This is a genomic window from Mucilaginibacter gilvus, assembly GCF_004054195.1.
Classification (GTDB): Bacteria; Bacteroidota; Bacteroidia; order Sphingobacteriales; family Sphingobacteriaceae; genus Mucilaginibacter; species Mucilaginibacter gilvus.
In genome coordinates, this window is sequence record NZ_SBIW01000001.1 from 210,451 (window position 1) to 227,503 (window position 17,053).

Here is a 17,053-nt window from a genome sequence, read left to right on the forward strand (position 1 = left end):
TTGAGCTTTTCACTTTTCGTATTACTTTTTCAGCAATACAATACACTTATCTATTTCCTGCACAAAGTCGTTAATTTTTTGCTTAATGTCAACACTTTTTTCATTTGTTTCTGAAAAAGATTTTGCCAGTTTCAATACACGAAGCTTTTCTTCCAGGTCTTTCGTCTTGTTTTTACTGGCATCAAGCGCGGCGTTTAAGGCATCGCTTTCCAGTTTAAGCAGGTCGTTTTCTTCCTGTAGCGCAGCACAAAGCTCTATTAACCGCTCGGTTTTATATACAACTTTTGTTAATTGTTCTGCTACTGAAGGCATTCTTTTTAGTTAGTGAATTATTAAACAATTAGTGAGTTAGCGAATGAGTGAATGAGTGAGTTATTGATTGCGACTTTTTAAATCACTAATTCACTAATTCAGTCCTTCACTAATTACTTTCTTATCTCCGCTCCTGCTTCTTTGTCTAAATTATAAATTAATTTCTGCATCGTGGCATCAATTGCCTTATCAGTTAAAGTTTTTTCGGTGTCCTGCAAAATAAAGCTGAGGGCGTACGATTTTTTACCCGCCGGCAGCTTATCGCCCACGTACACGTCAAACACGTTCACCTCTTTCAACAGTTTCTTGTCCGTCCGTCCGGCTATGCCCTTTAACTGTCCAAAGGTAACGCTCTTATCTACCAGCATACTCAGATCGCGCCTTACGGCAGGGAACTTGCTTACTTCCTGGTATACAATTACATTCTTACGAACCAGTTTCAACAACACGTCGAAATCAAAATCGGCGTAGAAAACCTCCTTATCCACATCGGCCCTTTTAAGCGCCGCTGCCGCTACCGAGCCAAAGCTCACCAGCACTTTATTACCACGCAGGTATTGCAGCCCGTACACCAGGCCGCTGGCTGTAGCCTCTTCGGTAGTATAATCGGTAATGCTTAGTTTTTTGAGGATACTATCAACAACAGCCTTTAAATTATAAAACGATGTAGCTACCGCCTTACCGTTCCATTGCTCGCTTTTGTAAGCGCCGGTGAGGAAGATAGAGAAGCGCTGGGCCTCTACGTACTTCTCATCCACAAAGCTGTAGATCTTGCCAAACTCGTACAGTTTAAGGTCCGCAGCGCGGTGATTTTGGTTATAGGCGACAGATTCCAACCCCGAGTATAACATGCTCTGGCGCATAACGTCCAGATCGCTGCTGAGCGGGTTCAAGATCTTTACGGCGTGCTCCAGGTCATCAGAATAAGCCGATTTGGTAAGCGAGTTGTTCATGATCTCGTTGAAGCCATTGGCGCTCAGCAGATCAGATATAGCGTTCTGCACGGTATCTTTCTCCGGGCGGATGGGGTTGTTTAACGATGCGCGGATCTGCGTTGGGATCTCGATGTTGTTGTACCCGTAAATACGCAGTATCTCTTCTACAATATCCACATCGCGCGTTACATCCACACGGTAAGGGGCAACTTTTAAGCTTAAACCCTCTTCGGTTTCCGTTACAATGGTAATATCCAGCCCGGTCAAAATAGTCTTAATGGTATCATGGCCGATGGCTTTACCGATGAGCCTGTCGATAGTCTTATAAGTTACTTCAATCCCGAATGGTGCTACCGGGTTAGGGTAGTTATCAAATATTTCCGACGATACCACACCGCCTGCTACCTGCTGGATGAGCAAGGCAGCACGCTTCAGGGCAAATACTGGCATATCCGGATCTGTACCGCGCTCGAAACGGAAGGATGCATCGGTTTTTAGCCCATGCCGTTTTGCCGTTTTACGTACCGATACGGCGTTGAAATAAGCGCTCTCTAAAAAGATGCTGGTGGTAGATGCACTAACGCCCGATTTTATTCCGCCAAACACACCGGCAATACACATCGCCTCATCGGCGTTGCATATCATCAGGTCATCGGCAGATAGTTTCCTATCCACATCATCCAGTGTTTTAAATACGGTGCCTTCGGCTACGGTTTTTACAATCACCTTGTTGCCGGTAATGGCAGCGGCATCAAAGGCGTGCAGGGGCTGGCCAAGTTCGTGCAGTACATAGTTGGTAACATCTACCACGTTGTTTATGCTACGCACACCAATCACCGCCAAACGCTCTTTAAGCCATTGTGGCGACTCTTTAACCGCTATGCCCGAGATGGTTACGCCGGCGTACCTTGGTGCAGCCTGTTCGTTCTCTACCACCACCTCAATAGCGCTATCGGTGTTATCCACCTTAAAGGCGCTAACATCGGGTTTGGTGATGCCTATCTTCAGAAACGCGGCGATATCACGGGCAGTGCCCAGGTGCGATACCGCATCCGCACGGTTTGGCGTAAGGCCAATCTCGTACATGTAATCGTCGTTCAGTTTAAAGTACGCTTTTGCCGGCGTGCCTACAGGGGCATCGGCATCAAGCACCATAATACCGGCATGATCGCTGCCCAGGCCTATCTCATCTTCGGCGCAGATCATCCCTTCGGATACCTCGCCGCGTATTTTAGATTTGTTTATTTTAAATGGCTCGCCCACGGTTGGGTACACGGTGGTACCAACAGTAGCCACCACCACCTTTTGTCCCGCCGCTACGTTAGCAGCACCGCAAACAATGTTAAGCAGCTCTGCGCCATCAACATCAACCCTGGTAACATGCAGGTGATCGCTGTTGGCGTGAGCTACGCACTCCAGCACGTAACCAATAACCAACCCTTCCAGCCCGCCGGGTACAGCCTGTACCTTCTCGAGGCTCTCTACCTCCAAACCAGTACCGGTGAGTATCGTAGAGATCTCTTCGGGGGTTTTATCTGTATCAATAAATTCTTTAAGCCAGTTGTACGATATCTTCATTATAGCAGAATGATAATCGGCAAAGATACGAAGTGGAGAAGTGAAAAGTCAAAAGTAAAAAGTCAAAAGTAAAAATAGTTGCGCTGGGGAGTTGCGGTAGCAATAATATGCGTAGAGATGGTGAATAAGATTTGACAACTTTTTAAAAGTTGTCAAATCTGGTAGTAATGCTTTTAAATATTATTTATCATCGCCAGCAGGTGGGTCATCATCCAGGTTAAGGGTGTAGGCAGATTCGGCAGCATCATAAGCACGTTGCAGGGGCGCGCTTTCGTTTATTTCGCCGGCAGGTTCGTTAGTTTCGTCGAAGCCGTTGGAATGGATATCCTGCTGGCTTATCTGGTCTTCGTTCTCGGTTTGGCCAAGTTGGTCGTCTTGTGCTAATTGGTCGTCTTCGGGCTGTATCATGGTGTTGGGTTTTAAAATTTGTTTAAAGGTAACGAGGGAGGGCTTGTGTTGTTTGCGGGAATTTAGGATTTCGAAATTCGAATGTTCAATTTCGAATTTATGGGTGAAATACAGAGCCCGACGAACCTAACGAAAGTCCTTCTAAATCGGCCTTGCCCTGTTCGGCAACCACAGGCACTGCCAAAGTACAACCTTTAATAGAACAGGGCGCAGCCGGAGTTTTTTCACTATGGTTTGTTTTTTAAGGTGTTCAAGAGCCGCTTCGCTATGTTTTTCTTTGGTTACTTTCTACTATATAACTTAAAAGTTAAGCGACTTGTTGTTTAAGCCTATCTAATGCCTTTTGGAGCGATGCAATCTTTGCCAGTAGTTAGTGCTCACTTTGAAAGGCGGCTCAATTATTTCAGTGCTCCGTTAGGTATGGCAGTAACTTCCGATAAACCTGTGGATGTTCATTTCTTTTGACACCAAAAGAAACGAACCAAAGAAAAGTGCCGGCTTGGTTCCGCTCTATGTAAGTTAGTGCTATTTCAGTGCCGGTGCCACCCGTGCGTAACGCTATGCCGGTTTATGAGGTTATAGTTCCGTTCGTCGGGCTCTTTGTTGGGTGAAATTATTTCGAATGTTCAAATCCGAAATCGAACATCCCAAATCCGAAATCAGCGCCCTTACAGCATCTCCTCATCGGCAAAGCTAAAGTACCCCTGATCGGAGATGATGAGGTGATCCAGCACGGTTATATCCAGCAGCCTGCCTGCTTCCACCATCTTTTTGGTGAGGAAAATATCTTCGCGGCTCGGCTTCAGGTTGCCCGATGGATGGTTGTGGATGAGCACTATACTACTGGCCTGGTGTTGTATGGCTACGTGGTAAATAATCCGCGGATCGGCAACGGTGCCGTTTAAGCCTCCTTTGCTAATCAGTTCCTTGCCTATCACCTTTGTTGCACGGCTCACCAGTACTATCCAAAACTCCTCGTGGTTAAGGTCCATCAGGTGGCGGCGCATTACGTTATAAATATCGCGGCTGCAGGTTAGGATTTCTGGGGCTTTTGATTCTGTTTCGCCACGGCGGCGGCCAATTTCCAATGCCGCTATAATGCTGATCGCCTTTGCTTCGCCGATGCCTTTGAATTTAGACAGCTCACTGATGCCGGCTTTACCCAACTTGTTCAGGTCGTTATCGTAATGATGCAGAATGCGTTTGCTTAGTTCTACGGCGGTTTCGTTACGACTGCCGCTACCAATTAGTATGGCAATCAGTTCGGCATCTGTAAGGGCACGGCGGCCCTGCCCGCTTAGCTTTTCGCGCGGGCGGTCTTCCTCGGCCCAGCTTTTTATACTTAAATTATTACCGTATTCTTCCAAGGGTAGGTTTGGGTTTTGTGTGCCTAAAGTAGGAAATAAAAGGGAATGTATCTGAATCAGGATTTACAGAATTTTAAAATGAACAGAATTCAGGGCTTTACCTTGAAAGAATGGATAACTAACCCAACTCAGTATATTTATTCTGAAAATTCTTTAATCCTGTAAATCCTGATTCAGACAAAAAACCCACAACAAAAAGGGATAACACTTTCGTATTATCCCTTTCAATATATCGTATTAAGCGATTAGCTTAAAGCGTTTACAAATTTAGTAAGCTTAGATTTGTTGTTAGAAGCTTTGTTTTTGTGAATAACGTTCTTTTTAGCCAAACGATCTAACATAGAGATCACTTTTGATAATAAAGGAGCAGCATCAACCTTGGTTGTTGTACCTCTTAGTTTTTTAATAGCGTTCCTGGTGGTTTTTGCCTGGTACCTATTGCGCAGACGCTTCGCAGCGTTTGACCTGATTCTTTTTAAGGATGATTTATGATTTGCCATCGTACAGCTTGTTATTCTTTCTTTATTTTTAGAGGTGCAAATATAGGTTGATAAAATTTAATTTGCAATAGTGTTGATATTATTTTTTGATTAAGGATAAAAGAGTATGGGCAAACGGTTGTTTTGTCCACAACGTGCCCATGCAAATCCGCTCCTGTAAATGGACGGACATGAACAAATACCATGGGGTTGCCTGCGGCCCGTGCTTTGCAGGGCTGCGCTGCGCTCCGGCCCCACTTCGTTGGGGGCTAAACCCTTCCAATCACTAACCCGGGGGAAGCGTTCATTTTGTCTGAACTCGAATTGTTGAATTTTTAGAATTTGTCGAATTGATAGCCCTCCCTGCCTTCAATTCTGTAATTTCGTTAAATTCCTTAAAATTCGAGTTCAGACAATTTAATGAAGCGCTCCCTTCTCACCTTTGTAACCGCCTGCACGGTCCTCACCCTCTGCACTTCATGGGGTTTCTTTGCGCATTACCGCATTCACCGGCTGGCGGTTTTTACGCTTCCTAAGGGCATGGCAGGCTTTTACAGGGCCAACATCAGCTTCATTACCGGGCACGCTGTAAGCGCCGATAAAAAGCGCTACGTAGATTCACTGGAAGCACCGCACCATTTCTTCGATGCCGACCATTACGGCAAGCAGCCCTTTAAAGCCATGCCCCAGCACTGGATAGATGCCGCCGCCAAATACTCCTCAGATACCCTGAACAAATACGGCACCGTGCCCTGGATCATCAACGCCAATTATTACTGGCTGGTAAAGGCTTTTAAACGGCACGATACCACCGCCATCCTCACCATATCTGCCAACCTGGGGCACTACATCTCAGACGCCCACACGCCCCTGCACCTTACCGAAAATTATGACGGGCAGCTTACTAACCAAACCGGCATACACGGCCTTTGGGAAAGCCGCCTCCCCGAGCTTTACAGCAACCAATATAACTACTATGTGGGCAAGGCGCGGTATATCAGCAACCCGCTTGCCGAAGCATTCAGTATTTGCCGCGCAAGTTATAAAAGCGTGGATAGCGTGCTGCGGTTCGAAAGGATCTTGAACAAACAGTTTACCGATAGCACCAAATACGCCATGGAACAGCGCGGTACGCGGATGGTAAAGGTATACTCCGTAGCGTACAGCAAAGCCTACCATAAGATGCTGGCAGGGATGGTGCAGCGCAAAATGCGGCAATCCATATTAAGCGTGGGTAGCTTCTGGTTTTCGGCATGGGTAGATGCCGGGCAACCCGATCTGAATAAGCTGATTGAAACACCGCTTACTTTGGAGGAAGGACGAAAAATGAAGGAAGAAGAAGCGACGTACAGGGCCGGAAAAGTGTTAATTTTAGAGAAATAGTTTACTGTAATGAGACCTGCATTGTTATTCTTTTCCTTATGTTTTGCGCTTGCGGGAAATTCTGCGCACCAAATCAATGCTGCTCTTCAACAAAAGAAAACCAAGGCAGATGTGGCGATGGACCAAGTTGCTGCCGTACCCGAAGTAAAAGCATTTTTAAAAAAACATGCTTCAGAAAAGGCTATACTGCTGCTACAGGGTGAGCCGAAAAACGGTCGCAAATATTATTGGGTAAGCCTGGGAATTTCCAACTTTGAAAGATTTAGACCTACCGAGCACTTTTATGTAGACCCTAAAACCTGGGAGGTGTTTTATTTAGACATCTTTATTTCTGACGGGGGTGATAAGATTTTAACGCTTGAACAATGGCGGCACTGGCGCAAAACACCCGGATGGAAAAAGACCCACTACTATGAGCATGGGAAATTGATGGTGGAGCAGGGTAAATAATTAAAGCGACAGGATTTTAAACTGACGGTTTTATGGAAATAGTACTCAAACTGCATCATGCTACATATCTCACTAATCTGTTATCTTTAGCATATCAAAACACCTAAACATGCCATCCACATTTTCCAAAACGCTCCTGTATATATTCCTTACCTGTTTTTTGTTTGCCGGCGGCTCAGCATCGGCCCAAAAAAACTATCACAATATCCTGTTTAAGATAGATTCGCTGATAGATGTAGGATTGCCAAAATCGGCCCTTGCCGAAGTGAACGTACTGGATGCGCTCGCACGAAAAGAAGATAACACCCCTCAAACTATCCGTGCGGTATTATACAGATTAAAACTGCAAACATACCTGGAAGATGATGCGCTGGTAAATGTGATCAACACGTTAAAAGTGGATATTGAGGGTGCCGGCTATCCCGTAAAACCTATTTTACAATCTTTTCTGGCAGATATGTACTGGAGCTATTACCAACAGAACCGCTATAAATTTGCCAATCGCACCCGCCTGGAAAAACCTGACGTAGATTTCCGCAACTGGGACCTCGCTTCCCTTATCAACGAAACAACCCGTCTTTATAACTTATCCTTACAAGATGCAGAGCAAGAACAGCAAACACCCATAAGTATATTAGATAGCATCCTCGAAGGGAATAAAAACTTCCGGTATTTACGCCCCACGCTTTATGATATGCTGTTACACCGCGCGTTTGAGTACTTCCTGGCGGATGAGCCGGCCATAACCCGGCCTAAAATGCCTTTTACTTTAAATGATACCCGCTTTTTTGGCGACAGCAAAAAGTTTATACAATTGCCCGTTACCACTACAGATACCAACTCTACCTGGTACCGGGGTATTAAATTTTTACAGCAGGGCATCGCTTTTCATTTGAAAGCGAATAACACCAAAGCCCTTGCCAACCTCGACATGCAGCGGTTGAAGTTTATATACGATAATAGCAACATTAGCAATAAGGATACTTTATACATAACCGCCCTTAAAGGCATCGCTGCAGATTCATCGGCCGGTAACTTACGAGCCGATGCGCTGTACACTATAGCCAGCCATTATAATAGTGAGCTTGCAAACGGAACTATGGCCATGGTTTATCTTAAACAGGCTATCGCTAATTATCCAAAAAGCTTTGGTGCGATAAACTCGTCCAATCTTATGAAAGATATCCTTCAAAAAAAGCTTGAAGCTACTTTGGAAGATATCAATTCTCCCGATAAACCAATTCTCTCGTTGTTAGAATATTGCAACATTAAGGCCGCGCGCTACCGCATATATCGCTTAACATCCGCTCAGCTTGCCCTGCTCGGCAAAATGGATAAACATGATGGAGATATACTACCCGGCAAACAAACAGAAGCATACCTTAAAAAATTAAACCCCGTGCAGAATAAGGTGTTGGAACTACCCCGCACTAACGACTATAATACACACAAAACCGAGTTTAAGATAGATGCACTTGCTAAAGGCACTTACGTGTTACTACTGCAACAGGCCACTACCCGGGATAGTTTAATGCAGCTAACCAACTTTAGCGTAAGCGGGCTTGCATACCTGGTACGCACCTTGCCTGATGGCAGTAGGGAGATAAGGGTTGTTAACCGCGAAACAGGCATCCCTGTAAAGGGAGCTGCGGTAACTGCTGCCTACATCGGCGATCGTTATAGCCAGGCCAAAACAAAACCCATAATGGTAAAAGGGCTTACCGATGCCAGGGGCGCATTTATATTTAAGGTTCCCGGTAACTATATCGATATTGATGTGCATTATGGTGGCGACCAAATACACAGCAAAGAGAAAAGCATTTACAGCGCCACACTTAGCTACCGGGATACAATAACCCCGAAACTAAGAACGCTATTTTTTACCGACCGGCAAATTTATCGCCCGGGGCAAACCATCTATTTTAAAACACTTCAGGTGCAAACGCTAAACGGCAAAAGCAGCATTGTGCCCAATTCCAGCCTTGAGGTGGAAATGAAAGATATGAACTCAAGGCAATTAGCATCGGCAAAATTAATAACCAACGATTTTGGCTCTGCCGCATCGTCTTTTACTCTTCCTCAAAATATAATCAATGGTGCGGTTCACCTGTTTACAGAAACCGGCTCGATAACGGTTACCGTGAGCGAATACAAACGCCCAACCTTCAGCATTTTATTTGAGCCTTTTACAAAGAATTATAAGCTGAACGACAGCGTTACAGTTAAAGGGACAGTAACTGCATTTTCGGGATACGGGCTATCAGAGGCGCGCATAGCTTACCGTGTCACCAGATCGCGCGATATAGGCATACCATATAGCCATCGGGGTTTAAAAGAGAACTATTACAGCCGCGGCACTGATGAAATAGCCACAGACACCATAAAAACCGACGAGCATGGGAAATTCGAACTTACATTTTTAGCCGTACCGGGGGCAGAAAACGAGCCGGATATTTCGTACCTCTTTAAAATCGCCGCAGATGTTACCGATGCCAATGGCGAAACGCAAAACGCGGGCACAAGCTTATCATTAAGCAATAAACCCATTCAACTGGAGTTCGCCTTGCCAGACATGGCAAGGCCAAAAACAACTATAGATGCTACGCTGATGCTGTTTAACTCGGGCCGCCAGCGTAAAAACGGGCAAGCTACTGTAGTGGTGTACGCGCTAAAAAGCCCGGGCGAGTTTTTTAAAACCCGCCTTACCGCCAACCCCGATAAATGGCTGTTGAGCCGCAAAGATTATCACAAAAACTTCCCTTGTTTTGCTTACAAGGGCGAAGACGATTACAAAAACTGGGAGCGCCTGCAAAAAACACAAAGCTTTGAATTTGACTTGAAGGATTCCGATGCAGGAAGGCTTGACCTAAGCAAGTTGTTCAATTCACCGGCCGGGGTTTATGCTGTAGTGGTAAACGCCAAAAACGAAAGCGGCGACACTACCTCGGTGATTAAATACATCAATATTATTAAAGAGGAAGCGCCCATTCAAAAAAATGAGAACTGGGTGCTACCCATCAGCACCACCGTGCAGCCGGGACAGCCTGCCGAGTTTTTTGTAGGGATAAATAAAAGCTGCAGCGTATTGCTGGAAACTTACGATGAAGATAAATTGCTTAGTTCCCGATTGGTTGCTTTAAGCCCCGGGCCACCACAAAAAATAAGTATACCCGTACCTGCAACAAAACGCAACACGTTCACCGTGCAGTTTGTCATGATAAACGGTAACCGGATTTATAAGTATTACGAGCGTATTTTGGTTGCCGATACCGTTAAGCCGCTCAACATACGCTTTTTAACCATGCGTAATAAACTGCGACCCGGCGATAAGGAACAGTGGAAACTGGAAATTACCGGTAGCGAGGGCAAACAGGCTTCGGAGTTATTGGCTGGTATGTACGATGCCTCGTTAGATGATATTACCCCCGCTGCAAGTTGGCGATATCTGTTGGCCACCACTGGCGTAAATGGTTATTTTGAATGGAGGTCTGAACCAATCTCGGCCACTGTGAATACAATAAACGACAACGAGTATGAAAGCCACGAGTATGACCGCACCAACACCGATATTAAATATGAAGCAATAGACATGCTTGGTTTTAACGATTATGGTTATTATAACGATAACTACGAAAATTTCCGGCAGGCTGTGAGCGAATTACACCTTAGCACATTAAGCGATAAAAAAACTGTAGCAAAATACGCCCGGAACGCAACACTTGTAAAAAACGGCTATGATGTGGTTGGCAAAGTTTTGGGTTACCGCTCGGGCTTGGCCGGTGTTACCGTGCGCATAAATAATTCCAATATCAGCACGGTTTCAAATTCGCTGGGCTACTTTAAAATAAAAGTGCCGGTAAATGCGATACTGGTTTTTAGCGCAAAAGATTGGGCATCAAAAAGGCTTAATCCCCCAAAGGGAATAAAACTTATTGTACAAATGAAATCTTTGGCACAAGTACGATATGAACGAGAATTGATGTTAGCGGATCCGGGTGTTAAATCACAAAAAGGTGACCCCAACGCCGATATACGTATTAATGAACCTGTGGGCAATTCTGATGTAACGCAGGTGGTGGAAGAAAACTCTTTGGGATTTTTCAACAATGCGCAGGTAAGCGGATATCTCGCTTTCGCACCTCCGGTAATTAAAGCTGATAAAGAAGGGGAGATGATGTATGACGAGCTATACGATGACAAACTACGCAAAGGCGTAGTGAAGATGAAAGAGATACGCACAAACCCCAAACCAATAACCATCCGTAAAAACTTTAACGAAACAGCTTTCTTTTACCCGCAGTTGCGCACCGATGCAAAAGGACAGGTAACCATAAGCTTCACCATCCCGGGGGCTCTTACCAAATGGAAATTCCGGGGTGTAGCTTACAATCAAAAATTGCAAACGGGCTATATCGAGCAATTGGTTATCACCCAAAAGCAAGTGAGCATAAGCGCCAATATGCCGCGCTTTTTAAGGGAAGAGGATACGCTTGTAGTTTCGGCAAGGGTGGTAAACTTATCTCCGGGCAATTTAAAAGGCGAGGCGCAGCTGCTACTGTTTAACGCGCTTACCATGCAACCGGTAAACCTTTTTGCTAAAGGGGATAACGGTACGCAACGCTTTAGCGTGGATAGCGCAACAACCAAAGCTGTATCGTTTAAACTCATTATTCCCGCCGGGTTGGAAGCGCTTACTTATCGTTTAACCGCCAACGCAGGGGACTATACCGATGGTGAAGAAAACACCCTACCTGTATTACCAAACCGAATGCCGGTTACCGAAACCATGCCCTTAATGGTACGTGCCGGGCAAACCAAAACCTTCAGTTTTGATAAACTGATAAACCAAAGCAGCAATACCTTACAAAACAAAACCCTCACACTGGAATACACGCAAAACCCGGCATGGGCTGCCGTGCAGGCATTGCCTTATATGATGGAGTTCCCCTACGAATGTTCTGAACAGATCTTCAGCCGGTTTTATGCCAACAGTTTTGCTGCCTATATTGTAAACAGCAACCCTAAAATTAAGCAGGTATTGGAACGCTGGAAAGCAACAGATTCTAAAGAATTGCTTTCCAACCTGGAAAAAAACGCGGAGCTAAAATCTGTACTACTGGAAGAAACGCCATGGTTACAGGATGCAGCAAATGAAACTGAACAGAAAAAGCGTATAGCCCAATTATTCGACTTGAATAAAACGAGTTACGAACTGAACGAGAACCTGCTTAAACTGCAAAAGAAACAGTTATCAAACGGTGCTTTCCCCTGGTTTGGTGGAACATATGCCGACAGGTACATCACCCAGCACATAGTTGCCGGTATTGGCCAGCTTAATAAAACAGGTGTTACCGGTGAAGCCGCACCTACCCTGCAAGGCATTGGTAATCGGGCGCTGGCATACCTAACCAAACAATTGGTTGAAGACGAAGCCGAACGAAAGAAATATGATAAAAAATATCAGAGCAGAAATTTAGACAATATAGAGATCCACGCATGGTACGCCTATAGTTATTTTAAAGAGACTAAAGGAGCCGGAGAACTGAAGGAAGTGCGAAAGAACTATCTTGCCCGCGCCGCCGCCCAGTGGACCAGCCGCAGCGAGTACGAAAAAGCGATGATCGCCCTTACACTCTACCATATGGGTGATAAGGAAGCTACCGCGGCAATTGTCAAGTCGTTAAAAGAAACAGCCCGCCAGTCAGATGAGTTGGGGATGTATTGGGCGGCGAATACTAATGGCTATTTTTGGTACGAATCGCCTGTGGAGACGCAGTCGTTGATGATTGAATTGTTTACCGAAGCGACCAATGACCCTGCTGCGGTTGCCGAAATGAAAGTTTGGCTACTACGCAACAAACAAACCAATAACTGGCGTACTACTAAAGCTACGGCAGCCGCATGTTATGCTTTATTGATCAAAAGCGGCAACGCATTATCAGATACCGCCAACGTAAACATCAGCATAGGCGGCAAGCCATTAGCGAAACTGAGGCCCGAAATTAAAGCTGAAGCCGGCACCGGCTACTTAAAAACAACCTGGGTTGATGAACAGATAAAACCCGCGTTGGGCAACGTAGAGGTAGCTAACACCGGTAAAACCATCAATTGGGGTGCTATGTACTGGCAATACACCGAAAAGTTGGATAAGGTAACCCCATCAAACACCAATGTGCAAATGGAGCGCAAATACTTCATTAAAAAGCAAACCGATAGCGGGCCGATGCTGGTGGCAGTTGATGCAACTCATTTGCCAAAAACAGGGGACGTATTAAAAGTAGTTCTCCATTTAAAAGCTGATAGAGATTTTGATTACATACACCTGAAAGACATGCGCCCCGCAGGTACCGAACCAAGCAACAGCCTGTCGGAATACAAATATCAGGATGGCCTATATTACTATCAGGCAACAAAGGATGTAGCCACCAACTTCTTCATTAGCCGTCTAAACAAAGGAACCTATGTGTTCGAATATGAATTACGTGTGGTACAACCCGGCAACTATGCAACCGGCGTCACCAGCCTGCAAAGCATGTATGCACCGGAGTTTAATGCGCATAGCGATGGCGGAAGGATAACGTTTATGCCGTAGAAATCAATAAAAAAGCCCTCCTTTTTGGGGAGGGCTCAAGGTATATAGTAGGCTTACTATATTATCCTAACAAATTCTTCCAGCTTACCAGGTCGCCTATTATCTTTTCTAACTGGTCGGCAGGTACGCGTTCCTGGGCCATGCTATCGCGGTGGCGGATGGTAACGGTGTTGTCTTCCAGCGTTTGGTGGTCTACTGTGATGCAGAAAGGTGTGCCAATGGCATCCTGGCGGCGGTAACGTTTACCAATGGCATCCTTTTCCTCATATTGCAGGTTAAAGTTTAGCTTCAGGGCATCCATTATTTCGCGGGCTTTCTCCGGCAAACCGTCTTTTTTGGTCAGCGGGAAAATAGCTGCTTTAACCGGTGCCAAAGCAGGATGCAGGCGCAGCACGGTGCGACTATCCTGTTTCTCTTCGGTGCTCAGGTCTTCTTCCTCGTAAGCGTTTATCATCGTCAGCAGGAACATACGGTCCAAACCTATCGAAGTTTCAATCACGTACGGGATATAGTTACCAAAAGGCTTGCCGGTTTCCGGGTCAACCTCCGGGTCGAAGTACTGCATCTTCTTGCGCGAGAATTTCTCGTGCTGGCTCAAATCGTAGTTGGTACGGCTGTGGATGCCTTCTACTTCTTTAAAGCCGAACGGGAAATCAAATTCGATATCATAAGCGGCGTCGGCATAAAAAGCCAGCTTGGTATGCTCGTGGTAGCGGTATTTGGCTTCGTCGGTACCCAGGGCAAGGTGCCATTTTAAACGCGCAGCCTTCCATTTTTCAAACCATTCTTTTTGTGTGCCGGGGCGTACAAAATATTGCATCTCCATCTGCTCAAACTCGCGCATGCGGATGATGAACTGGCGGGCAATCACCTCGTTACGGAAAGCCTTACCTATCTGCGCTATGCCGAAAGGAATTTTCATCCTGCCCGATTTTTGCACGTTAAGGTAGTTCACAAAAATCCCCTGTGCAGTCTCCGGGCGCAGGTAAATGGTGTCAGACTCATCGGCAATAGCGCCAACCTGTGTACTAAACATCAGGTTAAACTGGCGTACATCGGTCCAGTTGGCAGTGCCGCTTACCGGGCATTTTATATTTTGTTCGATGATCAGCTCTTTCAAACGCGGCAGGTCTTCGGCCTTCAGGGCGTTATCCATCTCGAGCTGCAGTTCTTCAGCTTCGCTGGTTTTGCCTTCCTCATCAAGTTTAGCTATGCGGTCTTCCAGTAACTGATCTGCACGGTAGCGTTTGTTGCTGTCCTTATTATCAATCATCGGGTCGCTGAAGCCATCTACGTGGCCGCTTGCTTTCCAGATGGTGGGGTGCATAAATATGGCAGAATCGAGGCCCACAATGTTATCATGCATTTGCACCATGGCTTTCCACCAGTAGGTTTTTAGGTTGTTCTTTAGTTCAACACCGGCCTGGCCGTAATCGTAAACAGCGCTAAGTCCGTCATAAATTTCGCTGGATTGAAAAACAAAGCCATACTCCTTGGCGTGCGATATAACATTTTTAAAAAGTTCGTCGGTTGAATTGCTCATAATGGAGGCAAAGATACAATTTAGGCAGAAAGGTAAAAGTGGTGATTGGTGAATAGTAAGTTTGAGGGGTTTGAATGGTCGAATTTATCCGGGGTAGTGAGTGTCTATAAAGTAAATTGGAACATGAATTATAAATCCAGAATTTCTTCCGCACCAGGGATTGTAAGGGTTTAGCCCGAAGGGCCGTAGCGCAGCGAAGCCCTGCAAAGCCCGGCCCGGAGGGGGTGCCATAATTTATAGTTGGATATTTAATGAACGTCATTAATTAAGACCACCTCACTCCCCGCCCGCAACTTTAAAACCATTCGCTATTCACCAATCAACCACTCACCAATTATGGCGTTGCCTCCGGCCCGGGCTATCCGTTCCAACTCCTCATTCCGCCCCCACCGATAGAAGTGGGGACTCCATTCCGGGGTTTCCACTTCTATCCCTAACGTAGCTTAACGTTTTCTTCTTTCTCATATCTCAAATCTCAAATCTAACTTCTACTTTTACCGCCATGAGCATTTCGGTACAGGCTTTATCAAAAATTTACGGGCAGCAAAAGGCTGTGGATGGCATTACATTTAATGCAGAGCCGGGCGTATTGGGCTTTTTAGGGCCGAACGGCGCGGGCAAATCCACCACCATGAAAATGCTCACCTGCTTTATCCCGCAAACATCGGGCACGGCAACGATTTGCGGTTTCGATATCAGCAAAGACCCGCTGGAGGTAAAGCGCAACATCGGCTACCTGCCCGAAAGCAACCCGCTATACACCGAAATGTACGTAAAGGAAAGCATGGCCTTTGTTGCCGGCATCCACAAACTGCACAACGCGCAAAGCCGCATTACCGAAGTATTGGAGCAAACCGGCCTTGGCCCCGAGCAGCATAAAAAAATAAACCAGCTCTCTAAAGGTTACCGCCAACGCGTGGGCCTGGCACAGGCCATACTGCACGATCCGCAGGTACTGATACTGGACGAGCCCACCTCGGGCCTCGACCCCAACCAGCTCATTGGCATCCGCCAGTTGATCCTCGATCTGGGAAAAACAAAAACCATTGTACTCTCTACCCATATTATGCAGGAGGTAGAAGCTGTTTGCAATCGGGTTATCATCATCAACAAAGGCAAAATAGCCGCCGACGATACCCTGCAAAACCTCCGCAAAAAAAATGGCGACAAAACGCTGGAGAACATTTTCATAGGCTTAACCAATAAGTAGGCACAAAAAAATATCCCTACATTTCAATTACTTACATGCTATTGCATATTTTTCGCACACAATAGTTGTCACGTTGTGTTTTAACGAGCGTCTACAATTAAGACGGCAGCAACGCGGAAGGTACCCTGCAATGCTGTGATTAAATGTTCACCACAATTTAAAATTATCATGAAAAAAGTTCTATTAGTATTAACCGTTCTATGCGGTTTATCAATCAGCGCGTTCGCGCAATCAAGCGGAAAATGGAGTATAGGTTTAGAAGGCGGCTTCCCAACGGGCGACGCTAAACAAGCTTACAATGCAGTTGTTGGCGCTTCAATTAAATATGATCACAACATTGCCACAAACACATTCCTTACCGGTTCGGTAGGCTATAACGCGTTCCTTGTAAAATCTCAATACAAAAGCATTGCAGGTTCTACAGATGGTGCTATCCCGGTAAAAGCCGGCCTTAAATACTTCTTTGGAAGCGGCTTTTATGGCGAAGGCCAGTTAGGTGCAGCGTTTTCTACCGAAAGCGGTGGCGGTACTGCCTTTGTTTATGCGCCGGGTATTGGCTATGATTTTGGCAGCGGTGTTGATTTAGGCGTACGTTACGAAGCATGGTCTAAAGACGGAACCATCAGCCAGATCGGCCTGCGTTTAGGCTTCAGTTTCTAAGCAAACAAAACTTTATAGAAAAGGGCTCGGGGAATTTCTCCGGCCCTTTTTGGTTTTATCATTTCAACAACAAACAAGTATTATTTAAACTTTATTTAATAATATTTTGAAATAGGATATATTATTTTTTAAATTA

At 45.6% G+C, this 17,053-nt stretch carries 11 protein-coding genes; 5 read left to right on the forward strand and 6 right to left on the reverse strand.

Annotation, left to right across the window (positions count from 1 at the left end):
- Nucleotides 1–21: 21 nt before the first annotated feature.
- The 5 genes from EPL05_RS00980 to rpsT form a co-directional block, all read right to left on the reverse strand.
- Nucleotides 22–312: a hypothetical protein gene (locus EPL05_RS00980; RefSeq protein ID WP_128531645.1), complete on the reverse strand. Its 291-nt coding sequence runs from the start codon at nucleotides 310–312 to the stop codon at nucleotides 22–24.
- Nucleotides 313–425: 113 nt separating this feature from the next.
- On the reverse strand, nucleotides 426–2,825 hold the full coding sequence (gene pheT, locus EPL05_RS00985) for a phenylalanine--tRNA ligase subunit beta (protein WP_128531646.1): 2,400 nt from the start codon (nucleotides 2,823–2,825) through the stop codon (nucleotides 426–428).
- Between the two features lie 180 nt (nucleotides 2,826–3,005).
- Complete coding sequence (locus EPL05_RS00990; RefSeq protein ID WP_128531647.1) at nucleotides 3,006–3,233, reverse strand: hypothetical protein; 228 nt, start codon at nucleotides 3,231–3,233, stop codon at nucleotides 3,006–3,008.
- Between the two features lie 668 nt (nucleotides 3,234–3,901).
- Nucleotides 3,902–4,600 carry a RadC family protein gene (radC, locus tag EPL05_RS00995; RefSeq protein ID WP_128531648.1) on the reverse strand — a complete coding sequence of 233 codons (699 nt, stop codon included), beginning with the start codon at nucleotides 4,598–4,600 and terminating at the stop codon, nucleotides 3,902–3,904.
- Nucleotides 4,601–4,845: 245 nt separating this feature from the next.
- A complete protein-coding gene (gene rpsT / locus EPL05_RS01000; protein WP_128531649.1) occupies nucleotides 4,846–5,100 on the reverse strand; it encodes a 30S ribosomal protein S20 in 255 nt (84 codons plus the stop codon).
- Nucleotides 5,101–5,499: 399 nt separating this feature from the next.
- On the opposite strand from rpsT, the gene EPL05_RS01005 reads away from it, so the two are divergent.
- The 3 genes from EPL05_RS01005 to EPL05_RS01015 all read left to right on the forward strand — a co-directional run bounded on the left by EPL05_RS01005 (nucleotide 5,500) and on the right by EPL05_RS01015 (nucleotide 13,504).
- Entirely contained in the window at nucleotides 5,500–6,462 is a 963-nt protein-coding gene (locus EPL05_RS01005) for a zinc dependent phospholipase C family protein (RefSeq protein ID WP_128531650.1), read from the forward strand.
- A gap of 9 nt (nucleotides 6,463–6,471) precedes the next feature.
- A complete protein-coding gene (locus tag EPL05_RS01010; RefSeq protein WP_128531651.1) occupies nucleotides 6,472–6,912 on the forward strand; it encodes a hypothetical protein in 441 nt (146 codons plus the stop codon).
- 109 nt (nucleotides 6,913–7,021) lie between these two features.
- Nucleotides 7,022–13,504 carry an alpha-2-macroglobulin family protein gene (locus tag EPL05_RS01015; RefSeq protein ID WP_128531652.1) on the forward strand — a complete coding sequence of 2,161 codons (6,483 nt, stop codon included), beginning with the start codon at nucleotides 7,022–7,024 and terminating at the stop codon, nucleotides 13,502–13,504.
- A gap of 61 nt (nucleotides 13,505–13,565) precedes the next feature.
- Here EPL05_RS01015 and EPL05_RS01020 read toward each other — a convergent pair whose 3' ends face one another.
- Nucleotides 13,566–15,047: a glycine--tRNA ligase gene (locus EPL05_RS01020; RefSeq protein ID WP_128531653.1), complete on the reverse strand. Its 1,482-nt coding sequence runs from the start codon at nucleotides 15,045–15,047 to the stop codon at nucleotides 13,566–13,568.
- A gap of 502 nt (nucleotides 15,048–15,549) precedes the next feature.
- Between EPL05_RS01020 and EPL05_RS01025 the strand changes: the two genes are divergently transcribed.
- Both EPL05_RS01025 and EPL05_RS01030 read left to right on the forward strand, forming a co-directional pair.
- Nucleotides 15,550–16,257 (forward strand): ATP-binding cassette domain-containing protein, encoded by a 708-nt coding sequence (locus EPL05_RS01025; RefSeq protein WP_128531654.1) that lies wholly within the window; start codon nucleotides 15,550–15,552, stop codon nucleotides 16,255–16,257.
- 168 nt (nucleotides 16,258–16,425) lie between these two features.
- The gene (locus tag EPL05_RS01030; protein WP_128531655.1) at nucleotides 16,426–16,917 is read left to right on the forward strand and encodes an outer membrane beta-barrel protein; all 492 of its coding nucleotides are present in this window, start codon (nucleotides 16,426–16,428) and stop codon (nucleotides 16,915–16,917) included.
- Nucleotides 16,918–17,053: the final 136 nt, after the last annotated feature.

Bases quoted from the DNA above. Each gene is read 5' to 3' on its own strand.
- pheT (WP_128531646.1), bottom strand. From the start codon at position 2,825: ATGAAGATATCGTACAACTGGCTTAAAGAATTTATTGATACAGATAAA.
- EPL05_RS01015 (WP_128531652.1), top strand. From the start codon at position 7,022: ATGCCATCCACATTTTCCAAAACGCTCCTGTATATATTCCTTACCTGT.
- EPL05_RS00980 (WP_128531645.1), bottom strand. From the start codon at position 312: ATGCCTTCAGTAGCAGAACAATTAACAAAAGTTGTATATAAAACCGAG.
- EPL05_RS01010 (WP_128531651.1), top strand. From the start codon at position 6,472: ATGAGACCTGCATTGTTATTCTTTTCCTTATGTTTTGCGCTTGCGGGA.
- EPL05_RS01020 (WP_128531653.1), bottom strand. From the start codon at position 15,047: ATGAGCAATTCAACCGACGAACTTTTTAAAAATGTTATATCGCACGCC.
- EPL05_RS01005 (WP_128531650.1), top strand. From the start codon at position 5,500: ATGAAGCGCTCCCTTCTCACCTTTGTAACCGCCTGCACGGTCCTCACC.
- EPL05_RS00990 (WP_128531647.1), bottom strand. From the start codon at position 3,233: ATGATACAGCCCGAAGACGACCAATTAGCACAAGACGACCAACTTGGC.
- EPL05_RS01030 (WP_128531655.1), top strand. From the start codon at position 16,426: ATGAAAAAAGTTCTATTAGTATTAACCGTTCTATGCGGTTTATCAATC.
- rpsT (WP_128531649.1), bottom strand. From the start codon at position 5,100: ATGGCAAATCATAAATCATCCTTAAAAAGAATCAGGTCAAACGCTGCG.
- EPL05_RS01025 (WP_128531654.1), top strand. From the start codon at position 15,550: ATGAGCATTTCGGTACAGGCTTTATCAAAAATTTACGGGCAGCAAAAG.